This window comes from Thalassotalea hakodatensis (genome assembly GCF_030295995.1).
GTDB lineage: Bacteria > Pseudomonadota > Gammaproteobacteria > Enterobacterales > Alteromonadaceae > Thalassotalea_C > Thalassotalea_C hakodatensis.
In genome coordinates this window covers 4,202,081-4,228,347 of sequence record NZ_AP027365.1, presented here as the reverse complement: position 1 = coordinate 4,228,347, position 26,267 = coordinate 4,202,081, and the positions used below count along the sequence as shown (strand labels likewise).

The following is a 26,267-nucleotide window of genomic DNA, read 5'->3' as shown; positions in this document are numbered from 1 at the left end:
GGCTCATTTTATCATAAGCCCTGCTATCAGGATTAAATAGAGGTTACCCAATCAGGCAGAATATCTAAAGCCCATGTTTCTAATATTCTGTCTACCCCTGTCAGGATAATGAGTGCTAGAAATATTAATGTAACACCAAGAAAATACTTGCCAAATTTTCCTGATGTTTTTAATGCGGTTAATTTTTTACCTGAAAAGTGACCTAACGCAACCAGTGGAACAGCGGTACCGATACCAAATGAAAGCATAACAATAAAGGCCATTGGCATGCTTTGTCCCGTTGAAGCAAGTGCGATAGCGGTGCCTAACGTTGGGCCTACACAGGGTAACCAAACGAGTCCTAATGATGCGCCGATAACAAATTGCATTGACGGTGAACTACCTTGAATTTGAACGCTCGCCGCTCTGTTTGTTAATCGAGAAAGTATCAACGCTAACCTATCTGAAAGTTGAGGTATTAAGAGAGTTACCCCCATAAAAAGCAACATTCCAACGGAAAAGTAGCGCAACCATTCTGTTGATATTCCCAAATTTAACAAGATAAAGGTTAGCACCGTACCCGCTAATGCAAATGCTAGGCTTATGCCTAATGCTAAAGTTACAAGCCCCCACTTGGATGACTGCATTGCAGAAGCGGCTACCGCCGGTATCATTGGCAGAACACAGGGTGAAACTAAGCTTAGAATGCCAGCCAAAAAAGCAAGCGGTATTGCGGTAAACTCCATATTCGTTATTCCTCAGCTTGTTTTAATGCTGAGAATATTTTGTCCTTGTTGGTTTCTGCTACTGAAAACCAAAGTTGTTTCTTCCCTTTGTATATTAATAACGTAGATTGTCTTGGTGCTCTAAAATGTGTAACCCACTCTTTTTGATCGTCGTAATCAACCACAAGTACTTTAATGTTACTTTCTGGGTGTTCTTTAAAGTATTGATCGATAATCTTCGATTGTTTTTTACAGGTTGGGCACCAAGTTGCAAACACATCGACGAGAAAAGTTTCGTTGTTATTTTGGTATTCTTGGTAAAGCGTTTCTGTAAACGGTAGTTTTTCAGCATTGGCTGATAGACTAAAAAAGACGAATATAAACGTAGTAAGTAATGTTTTCATGTCACTCTATAAAAATTAAATTTGAAATGTAGATATTAAGAACGGTTTAATCAGTTAACTATTTCAAAATTAATCAACAAGAGAGCATTAACGGAAGGTTTTGTTAACATTAAGCCTGTTAATTTAGTCTTTCCATGACTTCAGTATTTCATCATATTCACCTGATTTTTTGAGTTTTCTGAGCTCTTGATTAAATTTTTTAGCTAACTCTGACTCTCTAATTACACTCCCATAATTAACTACCGGGAATATCTGGTGAATGGTGATGTTTTCGTTAGGGAAAAGCTTATTCATAAGGAATTGGAGTACTCTTCGCTCACCAATGACGACATCTACTCTGTTATTCACCAGCAGTTTAATCTGTACCTCTCGAAGACCCATTTCTTCATAACTAGTTTGCTCAACTATGTGCGTAAATTCATTACCTAAAACAGATTTAGCATGCTGATAGGCAATAACTCTTTTACCTATTAAGTCATCAATTTTGTTGATTTTTAAGCTCTGCTTCGTTAACGAAATTGCTACGTCTTCAAAAGGTAAATAAGTATCGGTAAGTGTGCCACTTTTAAATGTGAAGGCGGCGGGGCTCGCCATATCATATTTGCCATGGTTAAACTGTCCCATAAGGCGATTGTATGCCAATAAATGAAATTCAGTTTGGTAACCCAGTTCGGTAAAAACGCGATCAATTATTTTCACATCAATACCAGTGATACCTTTTTTCGGATCATAATATGCCCACGGCGCTCCAAGGTTTACGGCAATAGAGATTGTTTTTTTTGCATTAGCGTAAGAAGTTGAAGATGAAAAAAGTAAGATTAATAGTGTGCAGATAGTTGCAAAGCGTTGAATAATAACCACCAATCAGTCGAAAAATAGGTCATTGATAGAAGATAATTATTAACCTAGAAATCGCATATTGCAACTATTGAAGCATTAAGAGCGTGTAATCAGTCATTTTTTAGTACCAGTATTATTTACGTAAGGCGAAACGTGCTAATTTTAATAGGGCGGGTCTTCCTAAGGTGTTTACCATATTTTCTGTGTCGTTATTTTCTTGTGTTTCTTGTTGAATTTCTTGAGTAGCAGTATTAACAAGCGTTAATAAAGGGGGGGTTTGATAAATTAAGCGAGTTAACTCGTTATAACTCGCTTTTTTCAGTGCAGATAAAGTGTCTTTATCAACATTAACTGCTGACTTGTTTACAATTTTTTCTGCTAATTCATCTTCAAGAAAAAACACAACTACTATACATTCCGTTGTTGAGTGGGTAAGCGAAGTTTAAAGTGAGAAAGTCCAATATAAAATATTAACAAACCTGTGATAATACCTGGCAAACCTTCGTAGATGAATTCGGTCAATCCTGCCATTCGCCACAGTAACGCTACAGCAAAACCTACAAAAATTGCGATAATACTTAACAATTGATTGGGCTTTCCACCTAAGCTTTGGGTTATTAAAAGCGGAGCAAAGGCGCTCGCTAAACCTGACCATGCCATGATAACCATATTAAAAACACTTTGTTTACTGGTTAGTGCTAATAGCAAGGCGATAAAAGTGACTAACGTCGTTGTTGCTTTTAACACCCATGTTTTTTCTATCTTTTTTGACGATATATCATGGGTTACTGCCGAAGAGCAACTTAACACTAAAGAGTCTGTTGTTGACATAGTTGCCGCAAAAATACCGGCTAGAATTAACCCTACTAATACTTCCGGTAATAAATGTTGTGCAAGGGTAGGCAAAGCGAGTTCTGCATCGAAACTGCCAGTGTCAGCAATAAAGAGTCTAGATAACATACCAACGGCTGTTGCCATGCAATAAAAGCTCGTAAACCATAAATAATACCAGAGCTTGGCTTTAAACATATTATCAGCATTGTTTAAAGTCATAAACCGCACCATCACGTGGGGCTGACCTATTACCGAAAGGCCGGCGAATATCCAGCTGATAATAAACAATGCCAGACCAAATACCCCAGGAAGTAGTAACTTTTCAGGGGTCCAATCCATGTAACCATCGATAGTCGCCAAGCTAGTATATGCCTGATCGAGGCCACCCACACTGTTTACAGCAGTAACAAGTAAAATTGACATTGCCACTATCATTACAATTGATTGTGCTGCATCGGTCCAAATAGAGGCTCTAATACCGCCAAAAAAGCAATATAAGCAGACTAATACTGCGCCAATCACTGCACCATACCATAGAGGCCAGTCTAGAAGCACGTGTAACGCTTTACTTCCTGCGAGCAATTGAGCTGCAGCGTAAGTTATTAAAAAAGCGAGTGAGATTAGCCCTATTATGCGTTGTAATCCGTTGCCAGATTTACCGTGCCAATTACTTAATACCCCCGCAAACGAAACTTCTTTGGTATTTGCAGTCGCTTCTTTTAATTGTTTATGGACATAGAGAGAGGCAAGGAAATCGCCGAATATCCAGCCTGCCATTAACCAAATAGAAGCAAGACCTGTAACATAGGTGTAACCAATAACACCAATAAACATATAACCGCTGTTATTAGTTGCTACGGCAGATAAACCCACTAACCAAGGCGATACAGATTCACTTGCCAGGTAGTAGTCTGATTTATTTCCTTTGCTTTGAAAGGCAGAAGATAGGCCTATTAAGGCAAACAATGTAAGAAAACAAATAAATGATAAAGTCATTATTTTACCTTAAATACTGTACTTACGAGGCTAAACAAATAGCATCCCCGTGATCATGTACTTCAATTAATTCAGCATGCAATGCTCTTACTGCATCGTCGTAATCATCTTCTTCAATGAAGAATTGAATATCCACTTGGCGCATGGCTTGATGAATTGACAGTACACTAATTTGTTGTTTTGCTAAAGCATTTACTGCTTTTGAGAGTAAGCCAGGTATTTGCATATCACTACCGATGGCAGAAATAATAGCCACTTTTTTCTGATTTATTTCAGCTTCAGGGAAGTCATCTTGAATGGCTTCACATATTCGCTTAATTGTTTTTAAACTTGCTTTTAAGTAATGCGTGATGGTATTGGCATTGACGTCTTTTGATACAATGTAGCCTTTAAAACGCTGTATTGTCTTTAAAATAACCGGATCATAATTATGAATATTTCCAGCCATAGCTTGGTCAAATACTTCTAAGGCATATATACCTTTGCAGCCGGCAATAATTTCAACACACGGTGATTTACTGACATAGCTACCGGTAATTAAAGTACCTAAATGCTTAGGCTCAAAGGTATTTTTAACCCGTAAAGGAATTTGACTTTGACGTAAGCCTTTTGCTGCTTTTGGATGTATTGCTTCCATACCTAAATTAGCCAGTTGGTCGGCAACATCATAATTGGTTCTACCAATAGGAACTGCAGATTCTTCGCCAACTAAATTTGGATCAGCACTACTTAAATGGAATTCTTTATGGATGATTGCTTCGGTGGCATTAGTAAGTACTGCGATTCGACTAAATGTCATCTCGCTATAACCTCGATCAAACGTTGACATCAAGCCTGTTTCACTGTGTGCATAACCGGTAGTAATAGGCAAACAGCTCGCTAAGTCGATATCTTTAAAGGCAAGGTTAACACGTTCATCTAAAGAAATATGTGAAGCAGAACGCCAACCTGTTAAATCGACAAAGCAGGCATTGATACCACTATTTTTAAGTAGTAAGGCGGTATTCCACGCACTATGTGCTTCACCAATACTTGCCAACATTTCTTTAACGGTTTCTAAATGCGAGGTTAATGAAAAGTGCCCGTGTTGACAAAGCTTTTGTAAGTTTAACAAGCAATTGCGTGCGTCTTCTAAGCGTTCTTCAATAAAATTGTTCGCGCTAATCAATTGCTCTGGATCAGTAAATAAATCTTCATTAATCTTTTGAAGGCTGACAGACAATTGCTTAAAGTGTTCTTGCCAGTTTGAATCGACCATACTGTCGGCAAACAATGAATATACGCCTGGCTGAGCACTTTTTTTGTGTTCTAAAAGCTTATTAGTTACGCCTGCGTATGCAGATACGACAAAAATACGATTATAAGGTGTTGAAAGATTTGGATTTAAGAAAATATTATCTCTTACTGACTTGTAGTCACTCATCGACGTTCCGCCGATTTTTTCAACTGTATGCATGTTAATCTCAATTACGTTAATGTTAAATGTTAAGTAACGTTATTAGGTGAGTCGCCTTAATATAATCCGCCTGAAAGTTGTTTAAGTTATCGCGCGTATTGTTTTATATAGCATAATACGCATTCCATGTTTCAGGCTGAAAAATAAAAACTTGATCAGCAAGTCATCAATTGATCTAGGTTTTATTTCTCTTTGGCAAATGAAGAAACCCGTTTCAATAATCAATATTTCAAGCAAAATAAATCGGTAATGATTTAACGTTTTGATGACTTCCGTTCTTGCTATGAAATGCTGAAAATGAAATATGCGATTATTCAAACAACCGCATATTGGGTTTCAGTATTTGACCATATTAAACTAAATTGTCTCAGCTTCTAATTCGTATGAACCTTCAGAGTTATGAACTTCTTTGCCGTTTAACGGTGGGTTAAATACGCAAGCAAATTGTATTTCTTTGAAGGCTCTAAGCATATGTTTGTCATGCTTATCTAGAATATAAATTGTGCCAGGTGTTATTGAGTGTTTACTGCCATCTTCCAATGACTCAATTTCACCTTCACCAGAAATACAATACACAGATTCTAAGTGCTTTTGGTAATGCAATAGAAAATCTGAACCTTCATAAATGGTGGTAATATGGAAAGAAAAACCCATATTGTCTTCTTTTAAAAGAAGTCGTGTACTTTCCCAGTTACCATCTGGTGATACGATACGACGGTTTGATTCGTTGGCTTTTGATAAATTACGTACAATCATTAATTTTCCTATAATTTTTATTCAATAAGTATTATTAAGCGAAGTACAACAATGCTTCTGGCATGTCATCGACTTTTGCACAGATTTCTTTGACTGACTCTTCGATGATATCAATACCTTGTTTTAAGTTTTCATCACTAATGATTAATGGACAAAATAACTTAATAACATGATCTTCTGCGCCGCTCGTTTCAATTAACAAGCCTTTTTGAAAGGCAAGTTTTGTAATTCGTCCAGCGATGTCGCCATCAACACAATTAATGCCTTGGAACATGCCTCGGCCTTTCGCAGTGAAGTTGCCTTCACCGTACGTTTCCACAATGCTATTTAATCGCTCAGTGATATAGTCACTTTTGCGCTTAATTTCATCTGAAAAATGAGAATCTGCCCAGTAGTGTTCTAAGGCAGCTTTTGCGGTAACGAACGCTAAGTTATTACCTCTAAACGTACCGTTATGCTCACCTGGCTTCCATTGGTCTAATTCTGGCTTCATCAGTACAACGGCAAATGGTAAACCATAGCCACCTAATGATTTTGATAACGTGACGATGTCTGGAGATAAACCAGCACTTTCAAAACTGAAAAAGTCGCCAGTTCTACCACAACCTGCTTGAATATCATCTACTATGAGTAAGATTTCGTGCTTCTTACACACTGCTTGAAGCTTTTTAAGCCAATCAATACTTGCAGCATTGACACCACCTTCACCTTGTACGGTTTCTACTAATACTGCAGCAACAGAGTCAATACCACTGCTTGAGTCACATAACACTTTGTCTAGGTATTCGGTGGTGTCTATGTTATCACCTAAGTAACCGTCAAATGGCATACGGTGCACGCCATTTAAGCTAACGCCGGCGCCACCTCGATGATGGGAATTACCTGTTGCGGCAAGAGCTCCCAAACTTACACCATGAAAACCGTTAGTAAAACTAACAATGTTATGTTTGCCTGTTACATTACGAGCAATTTTAATTGCTGCTTCAACAGCGTTTGTACCGGTTGGACCGGTAAATTGCACTATGTACTGTAAATCACGAGGTTTGAGAATTAATTCGTTAAAGGTTTCTAGAAACTCACCCTTAGCACGTGTGTGCATATCTAAACCATGCGTGATGCCATCATTTTCAATGTACTCAAGGAGTGCTGGCTTAAATTTATCATTGTTGTGTCCGTAGTTAAGTGTTCCTGCGCCAGCTAAAAAGTCTAAATATTTGTTGCCGTCTTCATCCCACATAAATTCGCCTTTGGCTCGGTTAAAAACTCTAGGGAATGAACGGGCATAACATTGTACTTCTGATTCAATTTCATTAAATATTTTCATAATAGTTTTTTATTCACTTACATTAAAAGGGCCAATTCGTAGGAGCGACTCAGATTCATGCTCACCACGAAAGTGTGTTTGTTTATCTAACCAAATATCATGTGTTAGTTCACAAGATAACTTCTTGGCTAAACCTCTAAATAATGACCATGAGGCTTGATTGTCAGGCGTTATTGTTGTTTCTACGAAGGAGATATTAGCGTTTACGGGTCTTGATAAAATGGCCAACAGCATACGTGTTGCCAGACCTAGCCCTCGTGCCTGCTTATCTATTGCTACTTGCCAGATAAACAAGGTTTCTGGTCTTTCTGGCACGATATATCCAGAAATAAAGCCAACGACATTCCCATCTAGTTTTGCAACGATAGATGTATTGGCAAAGTGACCACACTGCAAAAAGTTGCAGTACAACGAATTGGTGTCCAAAGGAGGACTATTGCTGATCAGTTCGTTGATTTCTATCCCATCAATCAGCTTGGGAGTTTCTAGTACTAATTTTTCACTTATGTTCAAAATAACCACGCTTATTTAGTTTTATAACTAACTAAAATTGAGAACATTAAAAGATATAGTCAATTACAATGTTTAGTATACTAAGGTTATTTTATTTATGTAACCCTCTTATATTAAAGTTTTTAGTCTAAACATGTATCATAAAACAGTTAGACATCTAAATATATGTAATGAATGTAATGTAAACTAATGTGTTAATAACGAATTTTGGGAGGATAATTTGAACGAAAGTCAATGGATAAGTTTTGAAGTAGCTTCGGAACAATATTTACATCCGGTATCAAAAATTAAAGAAATTCTGCCTTATGATGTACCTACACCTGTGCCAGGAGCATTAGATATTACCTTAGGCATACAAAATATCCGCGGTAGTATTGTTTCAATCAATTCTAGTCGCAGGATGTTACACGTAGATGAGGAAAATGAAGGGTGCGAAAGCCGCATTATTTTAGTGGAAAGCGAAGATCAGCTAGTCGGTGTTGCAGTTGATTCTGTCGGGGAAATTATTAGTGCAGAACAACTAGAAATTGATACAACGAGCACGGAAATTAACAGTGAGTATATAAAAGGTACGCTTAATAAATCAGGTAAGTTATATATAGTATCTGATTTTAGTAATGTCATTGAGATACATAATTAAATAACCTGATCTCGGGATAACAACTTGCTTTCTAGCAATTGTTTTTCCTTATTATTGCGTTAAATTTATTTGCAATAGACATGTTATTGACGCACAAATTTGCCTTGCACTAAGAAAAAACTCCGTACTAGCAACAGTGTGATAAATAAAAAGCTTATCGTTTCAGTTGATTAGCTAACTTCTTATCCCGAGCTCAGGTTAAATAACAATTGTTCTATTTAATACAGCAGAACATTCAAAATTTGCTACAGTTAACTAAAGTTAGTGTTAATGTTGAATGTCGATGGAACGATTAATCTATTTTTTTCTTAGTGTATATCTCTTTATTGGCAATGCATATGGTCAAAGTGAATCAATGCGTGTTATAGGAGTAGATGAGCCCCCTGCAAGTTATCTTGCCGATAATGGTCAAGCTGAAGGTTATGTTGTTGATATAGTTAAAGCATTGCTAGATGAGTTGAATATATCTACCAATATACAAATATCGCCAGAAGCTCGTGTTTTAAATATAGCCAAAAACAATGAGAATATTTTATTGTTTAGCTTTTCACGCACTGCGTTTAGAGAGCATAGCTTTCACTGGATAGGTAAAGTGTTAACCAAGAAGTGGCAGGCTTTTACGACTATTGATAATACCCTTGAAATAAATTCGCTTCAGGATTTAAAGCAAATAAGTAACATTGGTGTTGTTCGCGGTGATGTACGTGAAGAGTGGTTAATTAATCGTGGCTTTAATAACTTGTATTCAGTAACTTACCCAGCTCAAAATGTTCGTCTGCTTGCTAAGAAAAGGTTGCCAATTATTATCTATGAACAGCAAGGACTCAGTTATATTTGCCGTCAACTTAACATAGAAAACGAATTTAAATCTATTTTTACTGTTCATCAATCTGATGTGTACTTGCTCATGTCTAAACGTACTTCACCTGAAGTAGCAGCAAACGTTACCCAAGCATTTTATCACTTAAAGCAGAGTGGAAAATTACGTGAAATTAGCGAGCGCTGGTATGCAAAACTAGCGCATTTGTACCCTAACATGTATTCAATTGAGGAGGATATTTTAAGTTTTTAGTTAGCGCTTTAAATGAGTGAATTATTAAGCTAGCTATAGTAAGTTCATGATCTTCAATCATCAAAATACATTTTGTTAATTGCCCTATCGATAGAAAGAACTTTTTTGCTATCAACATTATTACTGTGGGTTTTAATTCGTTTTTAAAATAAATCAGTAAAGCGGATAAATATTCAAAAATGATGTAAAAAAACTACAAAATTATCTTGTTTTCTAGCTTGTATCCGCTTCATGGTGTTATAATCGCGTTAATTCACCAGTTAAATGGTGTTTTTTTTCATGTTTAGATCATGCTGAGTAAATAACCACCGTCAGATATGTATATTTGCTTAAACTTGAGCTGGAAGAGGATCATATAGGAGTTAGTTATGTTAACAAGTTCACCACAATGGCAAGCGCTTAAATCGCATTTTCAAGAAATTAAATCAACACATATGCGTGATTTGTTTATAGCTGACGATAAAAGGTTCACAAAGTTTTCTGCGACAGCTGCTGGACTAACGCTAGATTATTCAAAAAATCAAATCACTGAACAAACGATGGGTTTGCTGATTGACTTAGCGAAAAATGCTGAATTAGAAGATTATCGCAAAAGAATGTTTTCAGGTGAACCAATTAACTTAACGGAAAACAGAGCCGTACTACATACAGCGTTAAGAAATTTTTCAGGGAAAAGTGTTACCGTTGATAATCAAGATGTCATGCCACAAGTGCATGCAGCATTAGAAAAAGTTAAAACGTTTGTTGATGCTGTATCCAGTGGTAGCAAAAAGGGTTATTCAGGTAAGGCGTTCACCGATATTGTTAGTATTGGTATTGGTGGTTCTTTTTTAGGCCCTAAGATAATGTCGGAAGCACTTAAGCCTTATCGTCAAAAGCACATAAACGTACACTTTGTCGCAAATGTGGACGGTTGCCACTTACAAGATGTATTAGCAAAGCTTGATCCTGAAACAACCATGGTGATTACTTCTTCTAAAACATTAACCACTCAAGAAACATTAAGAAATACTGAATCTGCAAAAGACTGGTTTTTATCTACAGCCACACAATCTGATGTGCAATATAACTTTGCTTGTGTTTCTACAAATATAGAAGCGGCTGAAAATTTTGGCATTGACTCTGACAACATTTTTCCGATGTGGGATTGGGTTGGTGGTCGTTATTCGGTGTGGTCGGCTATTGGTTTACCGTTAGCTTTAGCTATAGGGTATGAAAACTATCGAGAATTTTTACAGGGTGCTTTTGAAATGGATCAGCATTTCACAACTGCGCCATTAGAAGAAAACCTTCCGGTAATTATGGGCTTGCTCGGTATTTGGTATCGTAATTTCCATGGTGCACAATCTCAAGTATTATTACCATATTACCATTACTTACGTGGTTTACCTGCTTACGTACAGCAACTTGATATGGAGAGTAACGGTAAATCTGTTTCAATCAATAACCAAGAACTAGACTATGATACCGGCCCTATTATTTGGGGCAGTGAAGGCACTAACGGCCAGCATTCATTTCATCAACTTATCCACCAAAGTAAGACACCTATTCCGGTAGATTTCATGTTGCCATTATATCCGCATCACGATGTGGAAAATCATCATGACATGCTGGCATCAAATTGTTTTGGGCAAGCACAGGCGCTAATGGAAGGGCAATCAGAAGCTCAAGTGACCGCGGCGATGAAAAAAGCTAAATGTAGCACTGATGAAATCCAAAACCTTGCCAGTCATAAGGTGATGAAAGGTAACAAACCGAGTAATACCTTACTTTTTGATAAGCTAGATCCAAAAACGTTAGGTAGCTTAATAGCACTTTATGAACATAAAGTTTTTGTTCAAGGGGTTATTTGGCAAATTAATTCATTTGACCAATGGGGTGTAGAGCTTGGAAAAGCTCTTGGAAACCAAGTGCTTTCAAAGCTTTCTGATCATGATGAGCCTTTAACGATGGATGGTTCAACGAATGCGTTAATACAACTTTTCCGTGAAAGAAATAGTTAACCTTACTGTAATAAATTTTAAAAATCGACGCTGTTAAAGGCGTCGATTTTTTTATCTCCGCTAATATTCTTCATTATGCCTCAATATTCATCTTTTTATTCCTGATATGATACTAAAAAATCTTGCTTGAGTAGCGCGAGTGTTAGTTATTAATGATCAACACTTAACGTTAATAATAAGAGTTTATAGCGTAAAGGAATTAAGATGAAATTAGGTGAGAAAATAAGACAACTTCGACAACAAGCAAACTTAACGCAACCAGAACTGGCTGATAGAGCAGGTATTGAGCAGTCATACCTTTCAAAGTTAGAAAATGATAAGGGTTCACCTTCATTTGAGATATTGCATAAAATAGCTTCGGCGTTCGAAACAGACGTGATGGCTTTAATCGCTTCACTCGATAATGATTATGTGCAATCTCAATTAAGTCATTTACCTGAGATAGCCGAGGAACTTGGTCGTAGACATGAAAAGGCGCGACATAAAATGCGCACTGGCTACATTAAAGCTGCCTTTGCAATTGTACTAGGCTTAGCGTTTACATTTCTTTCAAACTCTTCAGGTATATTCTCTCAAACGGTGTTTCAATATAAATCGATGGGGCTAATTAAGCCGAATGAGCTTAACAGCCATTATACTCCTGGTTCTCTACATTCTATTAATGAAACGCGCGAACATAGAATAGAACGCATCGCAAAAAATAAGAGTCGTATTAGTGAACTACTAGTGATGTCAGATCGTTATAGAGGTGAGGGTTTCGTACAGGCTTACGGAGAAGATAGGCGCTATTTTTCTTTAATGTCTGAACGTGAGCGACGAAGTCCATGGCCAAGCATTTTTCTGGTGATAGGAATGGCGAGTTTATCTTTTGGCGGTTTGTATATGTTTTACGTTTTTAAATTTAACGCAGTAATAAGGCAAACAACTACTAGAAAGTAAGTTGTTACCCTGAACTCTGGTTAAGTAATGTATTAACCGCGGTTGTATTTACGATATTCAGGGTGATGTTTAATATTATCGCACCAAGTACTAAAATTTTGATAATTATAACGCTTGTCGTAAACCGTTATCCATTGAGAGGTGGTGAATTGCGGCAAGCGAAATTTCTTTTTAAACCCATCTATTGCCACCCAACATGCTAGCTCTTGATTAGATTCATTCTTTATCTGCATTCTTGGAAAGCCTTTTAAGCTATAACCGAAAATGGGCTTGATATTCGACTTTGCTGATGCCGTTATCGAAAATAACGCAAGACATAGCAAAAGGCTTAAAAAAAGATAATTTTTTTTAGTGGGTAAATTACTTTGTACTGAAAAGGAAATAAAGTTCATTATTCTTAACAAGTTATAGAGAAATAAATAGAAAAAACATTCAAATATTGACGATATTACTGTTAATAATACTATATTTTTCCGGTTTAGCCATTGAAAGCCAAGAAAGGTGTCTATATAACTACTTCACTATTAGAAATTCTGCGACTTATCTATAAATAATTAACCGCAGTGAATCAAAGCTTAGAGTGGAATAAACATGACAAATATCGTAGCAGTAAAAAAAGAGCAACATCAAAATGTAAAAGTTGCTACTCAACGTGACTTAAGACAATTTGCTGATCAACATATCGCCCCAATTAATGTTCGTGAGTTTGCACAAGCTTCAACAAGTTACCCTATCGTATTCATTAAAGATCCAGAGTCAGGTCAATATCGCAGTGTGGTAATGTTAGGTCTAGAGTCAGGTGAAAATTTATACCTTGAAGGTGAAAAGTGGCAGGCAATTTATATTCCTCAAGCAATTTCATTAGTGCCTTTTTCTTTAGGTTTAGATCCTGAAAAAGAAAATACATTAACAGCGTGTGTCGATTTAGACAGCCCGTTTGTTGGCGAAGATAAAGACAATGCTTTGTTTGATGACAAAGGCGAAGAAACTGACTTTTTCAAAAACATTCATGATCAGTTAGGTCGTTTATACGAAAACGAAATGACGAGCCAAAACTTTTTAAAAGTGCTAACAGAAAATGATTTACTTCAAGAGCTTGAGTTAAACGTATCATTCTCTGACGGCCAAAACAAAAAGCTTGTTGGTTTATACGGCATTAACGAAGAGAAACTACAAGGCTTATCAGATGAAAAGATTCTTGAGTTATACAAAACAGGTATTTTCATGCCGATCCACTCAATGCTAGCTTCTTCTGGACAGGTAAATCGTTTAGCACAATTACGTAACGCAAGCGGAAATGCGCAGAAAGTTGCGAATATTCAGTACAACGTAAAGAAAGCTGAAGAAAAGTAACTCTCTTATTTATCTTGACTGATACCAATCGTATAAGGGAGCATTTGCTCCCTTTTTTATTGCTAACTGCTGTGCTAATTTTAAAGTGGCGTGAGAACACTAGGAATGTGCATGGAAGAAAAACTTGATAAATCGAGCGAAGTAGATCAACAAATCCAAACGCTTGCAAATGATATTTCGAAGCAAATAAAGCAGCGAGTGTCGGTTATTACTTCGCAATCGCAGGTTGATTCATTAACTGCTGAGCAACTATCTTCTTTACCGTATGTCACTGAGCTTGAAAATAAACTTGCACAAGTAAGTGAACATAACGAACAAGCACAACAGCGAATTACCCAATTAAAGCAACAGCACCAACAACAGCTTAATATATTAGAACATCAAATTACTTCTGCTGAAAATGATGAACATAGTTTAGCGTTAGAGCAGCAATGCCAGATGCTAAATCGTCAACTTGAAGAACAGCAATCAATAACGGCTAACCTCCAAAAAACAGCGCAAGCTAAAACTGCTACCTTAGATGTACAAAACCAACAAATTACTCAGTTGAATAGCCAATTAAATGAAGTCACTGCTGACTTTGAGCACTACCAAGCGGATGCAGAGCAAGTGCAGGAAAGTCAGCAACAAAAAATTGATCAGATTCATCGTGAACGAGAAAAGCATCAAATGCGTTATCTTGAAAAAGAACGCGCTTTTGAGCAAGAATTAACAGCCTTTAAACAACAAAACAAACAGCAAACTAATCAATTACGAACGTTAGAAAAAAAATATCAGGTATTATCCGAAGAAACTACCGAACAGCAAGTATTTATATCGACACAAAAAAAAGAAAACCAGCAATTACGCGAACAGGTACTCAAAGCGGAAGCTCGATCGCAACAACTAATATCAGATATTAAAGCCATTGAAACACAGTTAATTGATTCGCAAGAAAATACTGAACAATTGAAACAGTCTCTTGTTGAATGTCAGCAAAAATTTGATGGCCAACAAGCTAAAAAATACCAACAGGAAAGCGAATACGCTAAAGCGCGCGAAACGATTAAGTCTCTGCGAGATGAAAATCAAGCATTAACAGCAACGTTAACAGAAACAATTAATGACTTTGAACAACAAGTAACCGAGTACCGGTTACGATTTGAATATGCACAAAAAGAATTAGCAAAAAAATAAGGAACATCTTTTCGTAACCAGTATACTTTGCATAATGATAATTAAAAGTGACTTGTTTTAAATGCGACTTCCGATAAATAAACTATCTGTATGGCAACAAATAACGTTTAGCGCAGCATTACTTGAGCGTATGCTGCCTAACTATAAAATGTTTAGTGAAGCGACAGATGTTGGTGATTATAGAATCTTACGTAATCAACTAAATTTGGTTTGGCAACGGCTCGATAAAAAGCAAAAAGTAAATATTAACTGTGAGGTGCAACTCGAAAAGTTAGAAGCGGAGATACCTGATCCTGAGCAGTTTAGTTTTTTTGGTGTATTTCCCGCATTAGATGCTTGTATGGCGCTAAATGCTTTACTGCAATATATTCAAGATAATGATATTGAGCTAATTAATCAGATATCGCGTCTTTCGCATAACAGTGTATCTGCCTATGTTGAACTGCTTATCTTAGAAGAAAATAGCGAAATAGAAGATGTAGATCCACTGTTAATTAATCAAGACCCGCTTATGAAATGGGAACAAGAAATGCAAAATGCCATGTTTGATTTATTGCAACAATCGCCAGAAAACATACAAACAATTAAAGCGATAAAAGACATGGCGCTTGGTCAAGGGTTATCTAATTTAGGAATGGAAATCGCTTAGTGGCTCTTTACCGATTTTCGCAAAGCATTTAACGCATCTACAGAAAACCCTTGATCGTAAAAATACCGGATAACACCTGTTTTGTCTAAAAGCATCACCCTGGCATTGTTCGGGTTCGTGTTACCGGTAAACTGTTGCAGTTTATCGCCATCACGGTAAACGGTAATAACTCCAGCCCACATAATTTTGGGTATGCCTTTTCGCATACCATTGTTAATTTGAGTGCTAAACATACGAGGAAACATACCTTGTATTGTTGGTACTTCTATCACATCAATTGTAGTATTGGTCATATCTAAACCGATCAACCAGCGATCAATATCAAACTGACTGTCTTGCTGATAACCTAACAGTAAAACAGTGGCTTTTTGTTTTATTGCTTGGGGTAATTGAATCGTTTCTTTTAATAAGTTTTCGCCCGTTACCGAAGGAAACGTTTGCTCAGTAACATTTTTATTTGGGTAAGTTGTTGAGCATGCAGTCAACATTACAACCAATAAAACACTTACAATTCTAGACATCATATACTCCATTAATGAACATGCGTGACATTACGTGTTCAGTAAAGAATAAGATCAAAAGCTGTTAAGGTATTTGCTGAAATAATTGATACTTTACTTGCCCTGCAATTTTTTCTTTCACAAGTTGCCAATCTTCAGGAATAGTCATTGTAGTATTATCGAGTTCTTGTTCAACATAGATAAGTGCATCGGGGGCTAACCAGCCTTTTTGCAAAAGCATAATGACTTTTGGTAGCAATTGCTGACGAAAAGGTGGATCAATAAAAATAATGTCGAACGTTTCAGTGACTGGTTGAGCAAGAAAGCTGAGCGAATCAACATGATGAATATGACAATTATCAGCAACTAATAACGCCTTGTTTTTTGTTAATTGCGTAGCTGCATGTTTGTTTAATTCAAGCATATCTACTCGGGTTGCTCCACGAGATATTGCTTCAAAACCTAGACTGCCAGCCCCAGAAAAACAATCTAAACACTTGCTGTCATTCATGTATGGCATTAACCAATTAAACACCGTTTCTTTAACTCTGTCGGTTGTTGGCCTTAAACCATCTGCATTAATAACGGGAAGTTTTCTGCCACGATGTTTACCCGCAATAATACGTATACTGCCGAGAGAATTTTTCTTCGGCGTTGTTTTTTGTTTAGTCGGTCGCATCAGATCAAGCTTTTGTTTTTTGTCGGCAATTAAGGTGTTAAACTAGCTGCAATTTTATCCTTGTTTAACACGCAATAACACCTGTTGTTCGCTTTTAATAGAAAGAAGTTACGAAATGTCAGAAAAAAAAGGTATGTTTTCTTGGTTAGGTTTCGGCAGTAAAGCGGAAAAACCAACGTCGGAAGAAGAGCAAGTAAACGAAGAACAGCAAAGCTCTGAAGTTGAAAATGTGGCAGAAACTCAAGAAAAAGACTTGCCAACAGCACCAAACGAACAAAACCTTGCAGAGCCAGAGCCAGAGCCAGAGCCAGAGCCAGAGCCAGAGCCAGAGCCAGAGCCAGAGCCAGAGCCAGAGCCAGAGCCAGAGCCAGAGCCAGAGCCAGAGCCAGAGCCAGAGCCAGAGCCAGAGCCAGCAAAGAAAGTTGGATTTTTTGCTCGATTAAAACAAGGGCTAAGTAAAACACGACAAAACATCGGCGGCGGTTTGTTTGACCTTTTCCGCGGCAAAAAAATTGACGATGAATTATTTGAAGAACTCGAAACACATTTGTTAATGGCAGATGTTGGTGTTGAAACCACCATGAAGATAATTCAATCACTCACTGAATCAGCGTCAAGACGTCAGTTAAAAGATGCAGAAGCCCTGTATGATTTACTTAAAGTTGAATTAAATAAAGTGATTGAACCGGTGAATAAACCGTTAGAGATTGAGAAGAGTGATACACCCTATGTTATTTTGATGGTGGGGGTGAACGGTGTAGGTAAAACGACAACCATCGGCAAACTGGCAAAACAATTTCAAGCACAAGGCAAGTCAGTTATGTTAGCAGCAGGTGATACTTTCCGTGCTGCTGCGGTAGAACAGTTACAAGTGTGGGGTGAACGCAACGATATACCCGTAATTGCACAACACACAGGAGCTGATAGTGCATCCGTAATTTTTGATGCGATTAGCGCAGCGAAATCACGTGGTGCTGATATATTAATTGCTGATACGGCAGGTCGATTACAAAATAAAGCACATTTAATGGAAGAACTTAAAAAAGTTGTTCGTGTAATGAAAAAGCTTGATGAAAATGCTCCCCATGAAGTGATGTTAACGATTGATGCAGGTACAGGGCAAAATGCACTGAGTCAAACACAGTTGTTTGATGAAGCGGTAGGTTTAACAGGCCTGACGTTGACTAAATTAGACGGTACGGCTAAAGGTGGTGTTGTCTTTGCCGTTGCCGATAAATTTGATATTCCAATTCGTTACTTAGGAGTAGGTGAAGGTATTGATGATTTACGGCCATTTGATGGTGAAGATTTTATTAATGCTTTATTTAGCCAAGAACCAGAATAAATAAGAGCCACTATGATTCGCTTTAATCAGGTTAACAAAACTTACCCAGGCGGTTTTGTCGCACTTAATAATGTTAATTTTAGCTTAGCCGCTGGAGAAATGGCATTTCTAACTGGCCATTCAGGTGCCGGAAAAAGTACTTTGTTAAAGCTGATGTCGTTAATGGAAACACCTACAAGCGGCAGTGTTCATATCAATGGGGTTAATCTTTCCTCTGTATCGTATTCACAAGTACCCTTTGTGCGCCGTGGTATAGGCATGATTTTTCAAAATCACAATTTACTGATGGATCGCACTGTCTTTGATAATGTCGCTTTACCTTTAGTTATTGAAGGTTTTGGTCATAAAGAAACAAAAAAACGTGTTGAAGCTGCGCTAGAGAAAGTTCAATTAACCAGTAAAATACGTTGTTATCCTCATATGTTGTCGGGAGGGGAGCAACAGCGTGTCGGCATTGCTCGGGCTATTGTGAATAAGCCGCCAATTTTATTAGCGGATGAACCCACCGGAAATTTAGACCCCAAACTCTCATTAGAAATCATTAAATTATTTGAAGAGTTTAATGATTTAGGCGTTGCTGTGCTAATTGCCACTCATGATCTTGGCCTTATTGCACGATTAAAATATCGCACGTTAACGTTAAAACAAGGTGCAATGATTAACGATGGCCTTGTTGAAGGGTTGCAAGGTGGAAGTGATGAATAAACAACGCGATACAGCAAAGAACCATTCTAGTCAGCCACATACAAATGTTGCTGCCAAACTGTTGGCATATTTTATCCGTCATTTACAGCAAGGTATTGGTAGTTTAGGCGATTTATGGCGCACGCCTTTTACCTCAGTAATGACAATTCTTGTACTTGGCATTAGCTTAACTTTACCTGCAACGTTACATGTTTTTGTTAAAAACGCACAATCGATTTCACAGCAATGGGAATCAGCATCAGAAATAAGCTTATTTTTGAAACTCTCTACCAGCGAAAAAGCAGCAGAAAACTTAGTGAAGCGATTGTCGCTTTACCCTGAAGTGGCTAGCGTTAACTATATTTCTGCAAAAACTGCGATGGAAGAATTTAAATCGACATCTGGTTTTGGACAGGCACTAGATTACTTATCAACAAATCCATTACCGGCAACGGTACTTGTGATCCCAACAAAGCATTCAAGCCAGCCTCAAGCGGCTGAAGAATTACTGCAAAAATTAACCAATGAACGAGAAGTTGAACAAGGTAAACTTGATTTAGAATGGTTAACGCGATTAGCTGCGATCACTACTTTAATTGAAGATATTGTTGTTGGTATTGCAATATTATTATGTGCCTCAGTAGTACTTATTATTGGTAATACCATACGTTTAGCGATTTTAAATCAACGAGACGCTATTGCTGTAATGAAACTCGTTGGCGCAACAGATAGTTTTATTCAACGGCCATTTTTATATGCCGGTGCATGGTATGGTGTTTTAGGTGGTATGGTAGCGATACTTTGTGTCGCTGCTCTAGTGCATTATTTTTCTTATTCATTGGTGGCGTTAACTGATCTTTACCAAAGCAACTTTAGCTTAACAGGGCTAAGCGGTGGAGAAATGCTATGGCTATTACTCTTTGCGATCGTGTTAGGGTTGTCTGGCAGTTATATCTCAGTAAGAAAACATATTCGCGCAATTGAACCAACAGCAGAATAAGTTGTCGTAAGTTATCGCAGATAGCTTAAAGCGTGTATGTTTTACGTCATAAAAAATTCATCGCATATTGTTTGAAAGATGCTAGTCTTATCTTCGGTCTTATTAATATAAATGACGATTTGTTTTAGCTATCGATCTATTAGATGCTTCGTGTTAACATCGCGAGCAAGGTTTTAAAAAAGGTGACTTTAAATGAGTGATACAATGCAATCGATGGCGCTAACTGTGCCACAAAGCGGCAGCATTGAAGCCTATGTGCAATCGGCCTATAGCATCCCTATGCTTACCGCTGAGCGGGAGCATGAGCTAGCGACTCGTTTACACAATGACAACGATTTACAGTCGGCACAAGAATTAATTATGTCGCACTTACGTTTCGTTATTCATGTTGCGAAGGGATATGCAGGATACGGTTTACCACAGGCTGATTTGATCCAAGAAGGTAATGTGGGCTTAATGAAAGCTGTTAAGCGTTTTAACCCAGAAGTAGGTGTACGCTTAGTATCATTTGCTGTTCATTGGATTAAAGCTGAAATTCACGAATTTGTATTACGCAACTGGCGTATCGTGAAAGTGGCAACAACAAAAGCACAACGTAAATTATTTTTTAATTTACGTAAAAATAAAAAGCGTTTGGGTTGGTTTAGCAATGACGAAGTAAGTCATGTGGCAGAATCACTTGGTGTGACTAAAAAAGACGTGTTAGAAATGGAATCACGTATGACAAGCCAAGATCAAACCTTTGAAATGTCGAATGACGACGATGACAATGCTGCCGGAAGTAATTTTTCACCTGCTCAATATTTAGAAGACGCTGCTTCAGATATTGCACAGCAAGTTGAAGAAAATAACTGGGAGCAACATGCGAATAAGCGTTTAGCAAATGCGTTAGTTGCACTTGATGATCGTAGTCAAGATATCATCAAAACTCGTTGGTTAGATGAAGATAAATCTACCTTGCAAGAGTTAGCTGACAAGTACGAGATCTCAGCAGAACGTGTACGTCAATTAGAGAAAAACGCGTTAAATAAACTGAAAAATGGCATGGCTGCATAGTCATTAGCCATCGCGATAAAAACCGGCATTTGCCGGTTTTTTTGTGCTTAAAAACATAATTATAGTTCGAAAGTTGGTTAAGATAATGGTTTTCGTTTACGTCATGTGAAAATAATGCTCATTTTTTGTGCTTTTGTACTAGTCAAAAGGATAAATTTTGGTAGACTAGGTCGCAAAATAATAATACTAATAAAAAGATGGGTTAGCCTTAGATGGAAGTAAAGGCAAGTACAGATATTCAAGCAGCGCGCCAATTGCCTAAACTTAAGTCGCTGTTAAAGAAATATCGACAAGTAAAAACGATGCAATCAGGATTACTGCGTTTGTCTGAATTGGCAAGTACGGTAAACGATATGTCGTCGTTTTATAGTGCGCTTGAGTCAGTGATTAAATCATTATTAATTGCTGATAGTTTCCATATACTTCTTGTTAACAAATCTCGTCGTTTATCCCTCGCACATGCGCATAATGCCAAAGAAAAGCGTCTACTTGAATACTTAGAAAAAAATCATTGGCAACAAAGTTTAAGCAGTTTAGTTTTTGATGATTGTGAGGCTATTCATTGTAGTTCGGCAGAGCGTATGGCGTTAGCAAAAGCTGAGAAAATTTCATTATACGGTTCTTCCTGCGTAGACTGGTTAGGCGTTCCTCTTAAACGTGGTCATCAAATTATTGGTGTTATTGCGTTACAAAGCTACGACAATAAGCTTTATTTTGATGACCGGGATTGTCAACTATTAGAATTTATCGCTGAGCATCTTGTTACCGCAATTGATCGTGTAAAAAGCAGGGAGTTGCTTGAGCAAAATATTCGTCAGCGTACGCAGAAACTAACAGATACCAATAGAAAACTACAGCAAGAAATAGGCGAACGGCAAAAAGCAGTAAAGCTTTATAAAGCGATGCTGTCCATATCAGAGCTCACGGCTGCTAATCAAGATATTCAAGTATTTTATCAATCGTTACACCAAGAGATTAATGCACTTTTACCTGCGGAAAACTTTTATATTGCTTTAGTTAATGGTGAAGACAAGAAGCTAAGCTTTCCTTATTACATTGATGAAAAAATTGCACAACCCCAACCAAGAAAAATGGGCAGTGGCTTAACGGAATTAGCAATTACAAGACGTTTACCGTTGCTTATCACAAATGGTAGTGTTTACGCGTTAACTGAACAGGGTGATATAGAACAGAAAGCCTTTACCTTGCAATACCCGGTTGAAAAATTGCCAAAGGCTTGGTTAGGTGCTCCGTTAATCGATCAAGGCAATATTATCGGTGTGTTGGCGATTCAGCATTATCACCATCATCATGCCTATGGTCATCAAGACTTGGAACTTATTCGCTTTGTCAGTCAACATGTTGCCTCTGCAATTATGCGTAAAGAATCGCAAGAGGCGGCACAACGAAGCCGTGACGAACTTGAACGAATGGTGAATCAACGCACACAAGAGTTACAAGCAACTAATTTAAATTTGCGGATGCAAATAGAAGAACGTCGCAAAGCAGAGCAGCAGCTTTATTTTGAAGCACATCATGACGCGTTAACTAAATTACCTAATCGGGCAATGTTTTCTGATCGATTAAACTACGCGTTAAGTCATGTTAAACGTCATCCAAAACATAGGTTCGCGGTATTATTTATCGATTTAGATCGTTTTAAATTAATTAACGATACCTTAGGCCATCATGCAGGCGATGAGTTTTTAAAAGAAATCGCAAAACGTTTAACCATTTGTGTTCGCGATAATGATATTTTAGCGCGTTTAGGCGGCGATGAATTTGTTATTTTACTTGATTCATTGCAATCACAAGACGATGTTGAAGAAGTCGCTACTCGTATTATTTCAGCGATTGAGAAACCGTTTGATATCAATGGTCATACTTTATATTCGAATGCGAGTATTGGTATTGCTTTATGCAACCACCACTATAACGATGCTAATGAAATATTGCGCGATGCAGATGCTGCAATGTATCAAGCAAAAAGTATGGGACGTGGCCGGTACGTATTCTTTGATGACAGCATGCGTGAGCAATTAATTGCCAGTCTAACGCTAGAACAAGAACTACGTATTGCCATAAAGCAACAGCAGTTTGAATTACATTACCAACAAATTAGTGAGCTACAAAGTACTGATACCCTTGGGTTTGAAGTGTTACTTCGCTGGAAGCATCCAAGCAAAGGTTTATTAACACCAAGCGAGTTTTTATTTATGGCGGAAGAAACCGGCATGATCCTAGAAATTGAAACCTGGGTAATTGAACAAGTTTCTTTACGCTTGCGTCAATGGGAATCTCATGAAGAATATGCCAATGCGTTTATTGGCGTGAACCTTTCAGGGCGTCACTTAACACAAGCAAATCAGTTAAATTTACTCATAGAATTAATTAAACAAAATACCGTTCAGCCGGAGCGTTTAATTTTAGAATTTAATGAGTCTGCATTTACTCAACATACAGAGCTAGCATTGAAAGGGTTGCGTAAATTAAAAGACTTTGGCGTTAAGTTGGCGCTGGATGATTACGGGGCAGGCTTATCGTCGTTTAATTTCTTACATAGCTACCCTTTTGAATTTATTAAACTAGATCGTAGTTTAATTCGCTCTATTAGTTGTAATGAAGAAAATATTTCGCTTGTTAAAGCATTGCGTGACTTAGGAAGTAAGTTTGGCTACAGATTGGTGGCAGAAGGCATTGAGTCGCAAGATATGCTCGACAAGCTTAACAATGCTGGTTGTGATTTTGGCCAAGGTTACCATATTGCTAAACCAAAAAGGTTTGCTGATAACTGTGAGATCGAGGAAAGTACCTCCAAAGCGAGTGCATAGTAATATTAATCTCTAGAAAAATATCCTTCTACTCTCAAGGCAATACCAGGCGTTGTTGTGTAATGCTGTTCCTCAGGCCATTCTAAAAAAGGCTCAATTTCAAAAAACAACCAGCTTCGTAATGCGTTAAAGCGATAGCGGTGACTTAGTCGGTAGTTATCAATCATAAAGCCATTCTCGCCATTGCGCTCTCCTTCAACTTGTAATGCAGTGATAGAGGCTGATCTATGATCAATTTGTCGCAAGTAGTAGGCTCCGTGTTTCCAACGTAAACCGCTAAAGGCAGCCGAACCACGTACGCTATAATTGATTCGAAGTTGTGTTTTCGCATTAACTTGATAATCATATTCAAGCAATAACTTTGCACCTAAACCGTCACCAAGAAAGTAATACACAGAAGGATCTATTTTTATACTATTACGCTCATTCCATGTAATTCTGCGGTCATGCTTGATGCGAAAAAAAATATCCCCGCCCGAAATACCAATGCGTGATTCAAAAATACGACTTTTAGATTTTCGATGGGTATATCGTAAAGCAGCTGAGAAGCTTTCTTCATCAGTATGCGGTTTAGTGTTGATCGATTCTAACGGTAAGTGGCTTTGATCATTATCATCATCATCTGAAAAAATTAAATCAGCTTTATTTTTAAAATGAGGCAGTTTCACTTTAACACGAAATCGTGTATCAAATTTAGCCCAATCTCTTGCCTCTGGTTCCCATCCTAAACGAATACGGGCTGTCGTTTTAGGAGACTCTTGCTCCATTCCTTCTTCGAGAAAAAAATCATCAAACCAAAGCGCTGAATGATAGACGCTATCTGAAACCGCTTGATGTAAGCTTTCCATCCAATGTTGTTGCTTTTTATCCGAATACGATAGCTTTTTGCAGTCTTTTTGGGTTATATGTTGTTTGCTTTGCTCTTCTTGAGTGCATTTTTCTTGAACAACATTTGCCCTTACAGGACTGGTAAGCATGAATAAAACTGTGACTTTAGTGAGGATGAATAGCTGCAATTTAGACAACGTTTTATTTTCTCCTTAAATTTAAAACAGTGAACAGATGCTTTTTTGAAATATAACTTTATAATGGCTGTAACTGAATTATAGGAGTTTTTTTAATGGGTGGAATAAGTATTTGGCAATTATTGATAATTGCCGCCATTGTTATTTTATTGTTTGGCACCAAAAAGTTACGTAATTTAGGCTCAGATCTAGGCTCTGCGGTTAAAGGTTTTAAAAAAGCCGTGACTGATGAAGAGAAAGAAGAGCAGTCTGCGGAAGCACTTGCAAATAAAAAGGCGACGGAAGAAAACACTGAAGCTAATAAAGAAAAAGATAAAGCGTAGCACATGTTTGATATCGGTTTTTGGGAGCTATTAGTTATCTCGGTAATCGGGCTTGTCGTATTGGGGCCAGAGCGGCTACCTGTAGCTATTAGAACGGTAAGTGACTGGATTAAAGGCGTAAAGAGCTTTAGTCGAAATGTACAAAATGAAATTTCTCAGGAATTACGTATACAAGAATTACATGCGGATTTAAAAAAAGCTGAGCAAAGTAAATTTGAAGATATATCGCCTGAAGTCGCAAAATCACTTAAGTCGCTAAAAGAAGCTGCTGAGTCTGTGCAGCACCCGTACCCAAGCCAGAGTGATAATGCCCGAGTAACTGATACCACCTCAGGTGAAAATACATCAGATAAAACTACGGATAAAAAAGAAGTTGATCGTTAATGGATAATACACCGCAATATACCTTATTTGATCATTTGCTTGAGCTACGTGATCGACTGCTACGTATGGTATTGGCTGTTCTCATTGTTTTCTGTTCAATGGTGTACTTTGCAAATGATATTTATGAGTATGTTTCTAAGCCTTTACTTGCTGTAATGCCTGAAGGCGGTCAAATGATAGCAACAGATGTGGCATCATCCTTCTTTGCTCCGTTTAAATTGACTATTGTACTCGCGATATTCATTGCAATGCCTTACATTTTGTATCAAGTATGGGCGTTTATCGCACCGGGATTGTACCGTAAAGAAAAGCGATTAGTTGCGCCGTTACTGTTTGGTAGCAGCTTTTTATTTTATGCAGGCATTGTTTTTGTCTATTTCGTCGTTTTTCCAATTGTCTTTGCCTTTTTTACCTCAGTAGCGCCAGAAGGTGTCAATATTGCCACTGACATCAGCAGCTATTTAGACTTTGTATTAAAACTGTTCTTTGCTTTTGGTCTAACCTTTGAAATACCTGTGGTGATTTTGTTGTTATGTTGGACTGGATTTACTACACCAGAAAAGTTGAAAACGAAGCGCCCTTATATCGTCGTGGGTGCTTTTGTGCTTGGTATGTTGTTAACGCCTCCTGACGTTATATCGCAAACACTTCTAGCGATACCTATGCTATTGTTATTTGAAGCGGGGGTTTTTATTGCTGGTTTTTACCATGCAAATGATGATGAAGATGAGCAACAGCAAGCTGATGTAAATAGTGATAACACATAATAAATAAGCGGCGA

Annotated in this window: 28 protein-coding genes; 15 read left to right on the top strand and 13 right to left on the bottom strand. The window is 37.6% G+C overall.

All coding sequences use genetic code 11. From position 1 onward, the window contains the following. Positions 1-32: 32 nt before the first annotated feature. The 9 genes from QUE72_RS18755 to ectA all read right to left on the bottom strand — a co-directional run bounded on the left by QUE72_RS18755 (position 33) and on the right by ectA (position 7,827). Positions 33-725, bottom strand: a complete 693-nt coding sequence (locus tag QUE72_RS18755; protein WP_286270694.1) for a cytochrome c biogenesis CcdA family protein — start codon at positions 723-725, stop codon at positions 33-35. A 5-nt stretch (positions 726-730) separates the two neighbouring features. Continuing rightward, the gene (locus QUE72_RS18750; RefSeq protein ID WP_286270692.1) at positions 731-1,108 is read right to left on the bottom strand and encodes a thioredoxin family protein; all 378 of its coding nucleotides are present in this window, start codon (positions 1,106-1,108) and stop codon (positions 731-733) included. Between the two features lie 123 nt (positions 1,109-1,231). Then, positions 1,232-1,969, bottom strand: a complete 738-nt coding sequence (locus QUE72_RS18745) for a substrate-binding periplasmic protein (RefSeq protein ID WP_286270690.1) — start codon at positions 1,967-1,969, stop codon at positions 1,232-1,234. A gap of 112 nt (positions 1,970-2,081) precedes the next feature. After that, positions 2,082-2,351 (bottom strand): hypothetical protein, encoded by a 270-nt coding sequence (locus tag QUE72_RS18740; protein WP_074499198.1) that lies wholly within the window; start codon positions 2,349-2,351, stop codon positions 2,082-2,084. 5 nt (positions 2,352-2,356) lie between these two features. Continuing rightward, positions 2,357-3,778, bottom strand: a complete 1,422-nt coding sequence (locus QUE72_RS18735; protein ID WP_286270687.1) for a sodium/proline symporter — start codon at positions 3,776-3,778, stop codon at positions 2,357-2,359. Positions 3,779-3,800: 22 nt separating this feature from the next. Then, the gene (locus tag QUE72_RS18730; RefSeq protein ID WP_074499200.1) at positions 3,801-5,234 is read right to left on the bottom strand and encodes an aspartate kinase; all 1,434 of its coding nucleotides are present in this window, start codon (positions 5,232-5,234) and stop codon (positions 3,801-3,803) included. A gap of 357 nt (positions 5,235-5,591) precedes the next feature. Further along, positions 5,592-5,990, bottom strand: a complete 399-nt coding sequence (locus tag QUE72_RS18725; protein ID WP_074499201.1) for an ectoine synthase — start codon at positions 5,988-5,990, stop codon at positions 5,592-5,594. A 34-nt stretch (positions 5,991-6,024) separates the two neighbouring features. Further along, positions 6,025-7,314: a diaminobutyrate--2-oxoglutarate transaminase gene (ectB, locus tag QUE72_RS18720; RefSeq protein ID WP_074499202.1), complete on the bottom strand. Its 1,290-nt coding sequence runs from the start codon at positions 7,312-7,314 to the stop codon at positions 6,025-6,027. A 9-nt stretch (positions 7,315-7,323) separates the two neighbouring features. Continuing rightward, positions 7,324-7,827, bottom strand: a complete 504-nt coding sequence (ectA, locus tag QUE72_RS18715; protein WP_083602053.1) for a diaminobutyrate acetyltransferase — start codon at positions 7,825-7,827, stop codon at positions 7,324-7,326. A 220-nt stretch (positions 7,828-8,047) separates the two neighbouring features. Between ectA and QUE72_RS18710 the strand changes: the two genes are divergently transcribed. From QUE72_RS18710 to QUE72_RS18695, 4 genes are all read left to right on the top strand, one after another. Continuing rightward, positions 8,048-8,467 carry a chemotaxis protein CheW gene (locus QUE72_RS18710; RefSeq protein ID WP_286270685.1) on the top strand — a complete coding sequence of 140 codons (420 nt, stop codon included), beginning with the start codon at positions 8,048-8,050 and terminating at the stop codon, positions 8,465-8,467. Between the two features lie 283 nt (positions 8,468-8,750). Continuing rightward, positions 8,751-9,539, top strand: coding sequence for a substrate-binding periplasmic protein (locus tag QUE72_RS18705; protein WP_286270684.1), 789 nt, complete (start codon positions 8,751-8,753; stop codon positions 9,537-9,539). A gap of 368 nt (positions 9,540-9,907) precedes the next feature. Beyond that, positions 9,908-11,542, top strand: coding sequence for a glucose-6-phosphate isomerase (gene pgi / locus QUE72_RS18700; RefSeq protein ID WP_286270682.1), 1,635 nt, complete (start codon positions 9,908-9,910; stop codon positions 11,540-11,542). 204 nt (positions 11,543-11,746) lie between these two features. Then, a complete protein-coding gene (locus QUE72_RS18695) occupies positions 11,747-12,481 on the top strand; it encodes a helix-turn-helix domain-containing protein (RefSeq protein WP_286270681.1) in 735 nt (244 codons plus the stop codon). Positions 12,482-12,513: 32 nt separating this feature from the next. On the opposite strand, the gene QUE72_RS18690 is transcribed toward QUE72_RS18695, so the two are convergent. Then, complete coding sequence (locus QUE72_RS18690) at positions 12,514-12,714, bottom strand: hypothetical protein (protein ID WP_286270680.1); 201 nt, start codon at positions 12,712-12,714, stop codon at positions 12,514-12,516. Between the two features lie 358 nt (positions 12,715-13,072). On the opposite strand from QUE72_RS18690, the gene QUE72_RS18685 reads away from it, so the two are divergent. The 3 genes from QUE72_RS18685 (at position 13,073) to QUE72_RS18675 (ending at position 15,659) form a co-directional block, all read left to right on the top strand. After that, positions 13,073-13,834: a SapC family protein gene (locus QUE72_RS18685; RefSeq protein ID WP_074499209.1), complete on the top strand. Its 762-nt coding sequence runs from the start codon at positions 13,073-13,075 to the stop codon at positions 13,832-13,834. 111 nt (positions 13,835-13,945) lie between these two features. Beyond that, complete coding sequence (locus tag QUE72_RS18680; RefSeq protein ID WP_286270679.1) at positions 13,946-15,010, top strand: coiled-coil domain-containing protein; 1,065 nt, start codon at positions 13,946-13,948, stop codon at positions 15,008-15,010. A 61-nt stretch (positions 15,011-15,071) separates the two neighbouring features. Next, positions 15,072-15,659, top strand: coding sequence for a YjaG family protein (locus QUE72_RS18675; protein WP_286270678.1), 588 nt, complete (start codon positions 15,072-15,074; stop codon positions 15,657-15,659). Here the strand turns inward: QUE72_RS18675 and QUE72_RS18670 are convergent. Together QUE72_RS18670 and rsmD are read right to left on the bottom strand one after the other, a co-directional pair. After that, positions 15,656-16,183: a hypothetical protein gene (locus tag QUE72_RS18670; RefSeq protein WP_286270676.1), complete on the bottom strand. Its 528-nt coding sequence runs from the start codon at positions 16,181-16,183 to the stop codon at positions 15,656-15,658. The two genes, QUE72_RS18675 and QUE72_RS18670, sit on opposite strands and share 4 nt — an antisense overlap. Before the next feature lie 61 nt (positions 16,184-16,244). Continuing rightward, complete coding sequence (gene rsmD / locus QUE72_RS18665) at positions 16,245-16,838, bottom strand: 16S rRNA (guanine(966)-N(2))-methyltransferase RsmD (protein WP_286270674.1); 594 nt, start codon at positions 16,836-16,838, stop codon at positions 16,245-16,247. A gap of 115 nt (positions 16,839-16,953) precedes the next feature. Here rsmD and ftsY point away from each other — a divergent pair, with 115 nt between their 5' ends. From ftsY to QUE72_RS18640, 5 genes are all read left to right on the top strand, one after another. Further along, positions 16,954-18,183: a signal recognition particle-docking protein FtsY gene (gene ftsY, locus QUE72_RS18660; protein WP_286270673.1), complete on the top strand. Its 1,230-nt coding sequence runs from the start codon at positions 16,954-16,956 to the stop codon at positions 18,181-18,183. Between the two features lie 12 nt (positions 18,184-18,195). After that, the gene (gene ftsE / locus QUE72_RS18655; protein WP_074496739.1) at positions 18,196-18,888 is read left to right on the top strand and encodes a cell division ATP-binding protein FtsE; all 693 of its coding nucleotides are present in this window, start codon (positions 18,196-18,198) and stop codon (positions 18,886-18,888) included. Further along, the gene (gene ftsX, locus QUE72_RS18650; protein ID WP_286270669.1) at positions 18,881-19,867 is read left to right on the top strand and encodes a permease-like cell division protein FtsX; all 987 of its coding nucleotides are present in this window, start codon (positions 18,881-18,883) and stop codon (positions 19,865-19,867) included. Before ftsE ends, ftsX begins: the two co-directional genes overlap by 8 nt. A 192-nt stretch (positions 19,868-20,059) precedes the next feature. Next, positions 20,060-20,923: an RNA polymerase sigma factor RpoH gene (rpoH, locus tag QUE72_RS18645; RefSeq protein WP_074496744.1), complete on the top strand. Its 864-nt coding sequence runs from the start codon at positions 20,060-20,062 to the stop codon at positions 20,921-20,923. 212 nt (positions 20,924-21,135) lie between these two features. Next, entirely contained in the window at positions 21,136-23,754 is a 2,619-nt protein-coding gene (locus QUE72_RS18640) for an EAL domain-containing protein (protein ID WP_286270668.1), read from the top strand. Positions 23,755-23,759: 5 nt separating this feature from the next. Here the strand turns inward: QUE72_RS18640 and QUE72_RS18635 are convergent, their stop codons facing one another. Then, entirely contained in the window at positions 23,760-24,731 is a 972-nt protein-coding gene (locus QUE72_RS18635; protein WP_286270667.1) for a hypothetical protein, read from the bottom strand. A gap of 143 nt (positions 24,732-24,874) precedes the next feature. On the opposite strand from QUE72_RS18635, the gene tatA reads away from it, so the two are divergent. The 3 genes from tatA to tatC are packed head-to-tail and all read left to right on the top strand — an operon-like array spanning position 24,875 to position 26,253. After that, complete coding sequence (gene tatA, locus QUE72_RS18630) at positions 24,875-25,102, top strand: Sec-independent protein translocase subunit TatA (RefSeq protein WP_074496751.1); 228 nt, start codon at positions 24,875-24,877, stop codon at positions 25,100-25,102. A gap of 3 nt (positions 25,103-25,105) precedes the next feature. Continuing rightward, a complete protein-coding gene (gene tatB, locus QUE72_RS18625) occupies positions 25,106-25,486 on the top strand; it encodes a Sec-independent protein translocase protein TatB (RefSeq protein WP_074496754.1) in 381 nt (126 codons plus the stop codon). Then, positions 25,486-26,253 (top strand): twin-arginine translocase subunit TatC, encoded by a 768-nt coding sequence (gene tatC / locus QUE72_RS18620; protein WP_074496756.1) that lies wholly within the window; start codon positions 25,486-25,488, stop codon positions 26,251-26,253. Before tatB ends, tatC begins: the two co-directional genes overlap by 1 nt. The last annotated feature ends 14 nt before the right edge of the window (positions 26,254-26,267 follow it).

Coding starts and splice junctions, on each gene's coding strand:
- QUE72_RS18755 (WP_286270694.1), bottom strand. CDS start 725: ATGGAGTTTACCGCAATACCGCTTGCTTTTTTGGCTGGCATTCTAAGC.
- QUE72_RS18750 (WP_286270692.1), bottom strand. CDS start 1,108: ATGAAAACATTACTTACTACGTTTATATTCGTCTTTTTTAGTCTATCA.
- QUE72_RS18735 (WP_286270687.1), bottom strand. CDS start 3,778: ATGACTTTATCATTTATTTGTTTTCTTACATTGTTTGCCTTAATAGGC.
- QUE72_RS18730 (WP_074499200.1), bottom strand. CDS start 5,234: ATGCATACAGTTGAAAAAATCGGCGGAACGTCGATGAGTGACTACAAG.
- QUE72_RS18725 (WP_074499201.1), bottom strand. CDS start 5,990: ATGATTGTACGTAATTTATCAAAAGCCAACGAATCAAACCGTCGTATC.
- ectB (WP_074499202.1), bottom strand. CDS start 7,314: ATGAAAATATTTAATGAAATTGAATCAGAAGTACAATGTTATGCCCGT.
- QUE72_RS18705 (WP_286270684.1), top strand. CDS start 8,751: ATGGAACGATTAATCTATTTTTTTCTTAGTGTATATCTCTTTATTGGC.
- pgi (WP_286270682.1), top strand. CDS start 9,908: ATGTTAACAAGTTCACCACAATGGCAAGCGCTTAAATCGCATTTTCAA.
- QUE72_RS18695 (WP_286270681.1), top strand. CDS start 11,747: ATGAAATTAGGTGAGAAAATAAGACAACTTCGACAACAAGCAAACTTA.
- QUE72_RS18690 (WP_286270680.1), bottom strand. CDS start 12,714: ATGCAGATAAAGAATGAATCTAATCAAGAGCTAGCATGTTGGGTGGCA.
- QUE72_RS18685 (WP_074499209.1), top strand. CDS start 13,073: ATGACAAATATCGTAGCAGTAAAAAAAGAGCAACATCAAAATGTAAAA.
- QUE72_RS18680 (WP_286270679.1), top strand. CDS start 13,946: ATGGAAGAAAAACTTGATAAATCGAGCGAAGTAGATCAACAAATCCAA.
- QUE72_RS18675 (WP_286270678.1), top strand. CDS start 15,072: ATGCGACTTCCGATAAATAAACTATCTGTATGGCAACAAATAACGTTT.
- QUE72_RS18670 (WP_286270676.1), bottom strand. CDS start 16,183: ATGATGTCTAGAATTGTAAGTGTTTTATTGGTTGTAATGTTGACTGCA.
- rsmD (WP_286270674.1), bottom strand. CDS start 16,838: ATGCGACCGACTAAACAAAAAACAACGCCGAAGAAAAATTCTCTCGGC.
- ftsY (WP_286270673.1), top strand. CDS start 16,954: ATGTCAGAAAAAAAAGGTATGTTTTCTTGGTTAGGTTTCGGCAGTAAA.
- ftsE (WP_074496739.1), top strand. CDS start 18,196: ATGATTCGCTTTAATCAGGTTAACAAAACTTACCCAGGCGGTTTTGTC.
- ftsX (WP_286270669.1), top strand. CDS start 18,881: ATGAATAAACAACGCGATACAGCAAAGAACCATTCTAGTCAGCCACAT.
- rpoH (WP_074496744.1), top strand. CDS start 20,060: ATGAGTGATACAATGCAATCGATGGCGCTAACTGTGCCACAAAGCGGC.
- QUE72_RS18640 (WP_286270668.1), top strand. CDS start 21,136: ATGGAAGTAAAGGCAAGTACAGATATTCAAGCAGCGCGCCAATTGCCT.
- QUE72_RS18635 (WP_286270667.1), bottom strand. CDS start 24,731: ATGCTTACCAGTCCTGTAAGGGCAAATGTTGTTCAAGAAAAATGCACT.
- tatA (WP_074496751.1), top strand. CDS start 24,875: ATGGGTGGAATAAGTATTTGGCAATTATTGATAATTGCCGCCATTGTT.
- tatB (WP_074496754.1), top strand. CDS start 25,106: ATGTTTGATATCGGTTTTTGGGAGCTATTAGTTATCTCGGTAATCGGG.
- tatC (WP_074496756.1), top strand. CDS start 25,486: ATGGATAATACACCGCAATATACCTTATTTGATCATTTGCTTGAGCTA.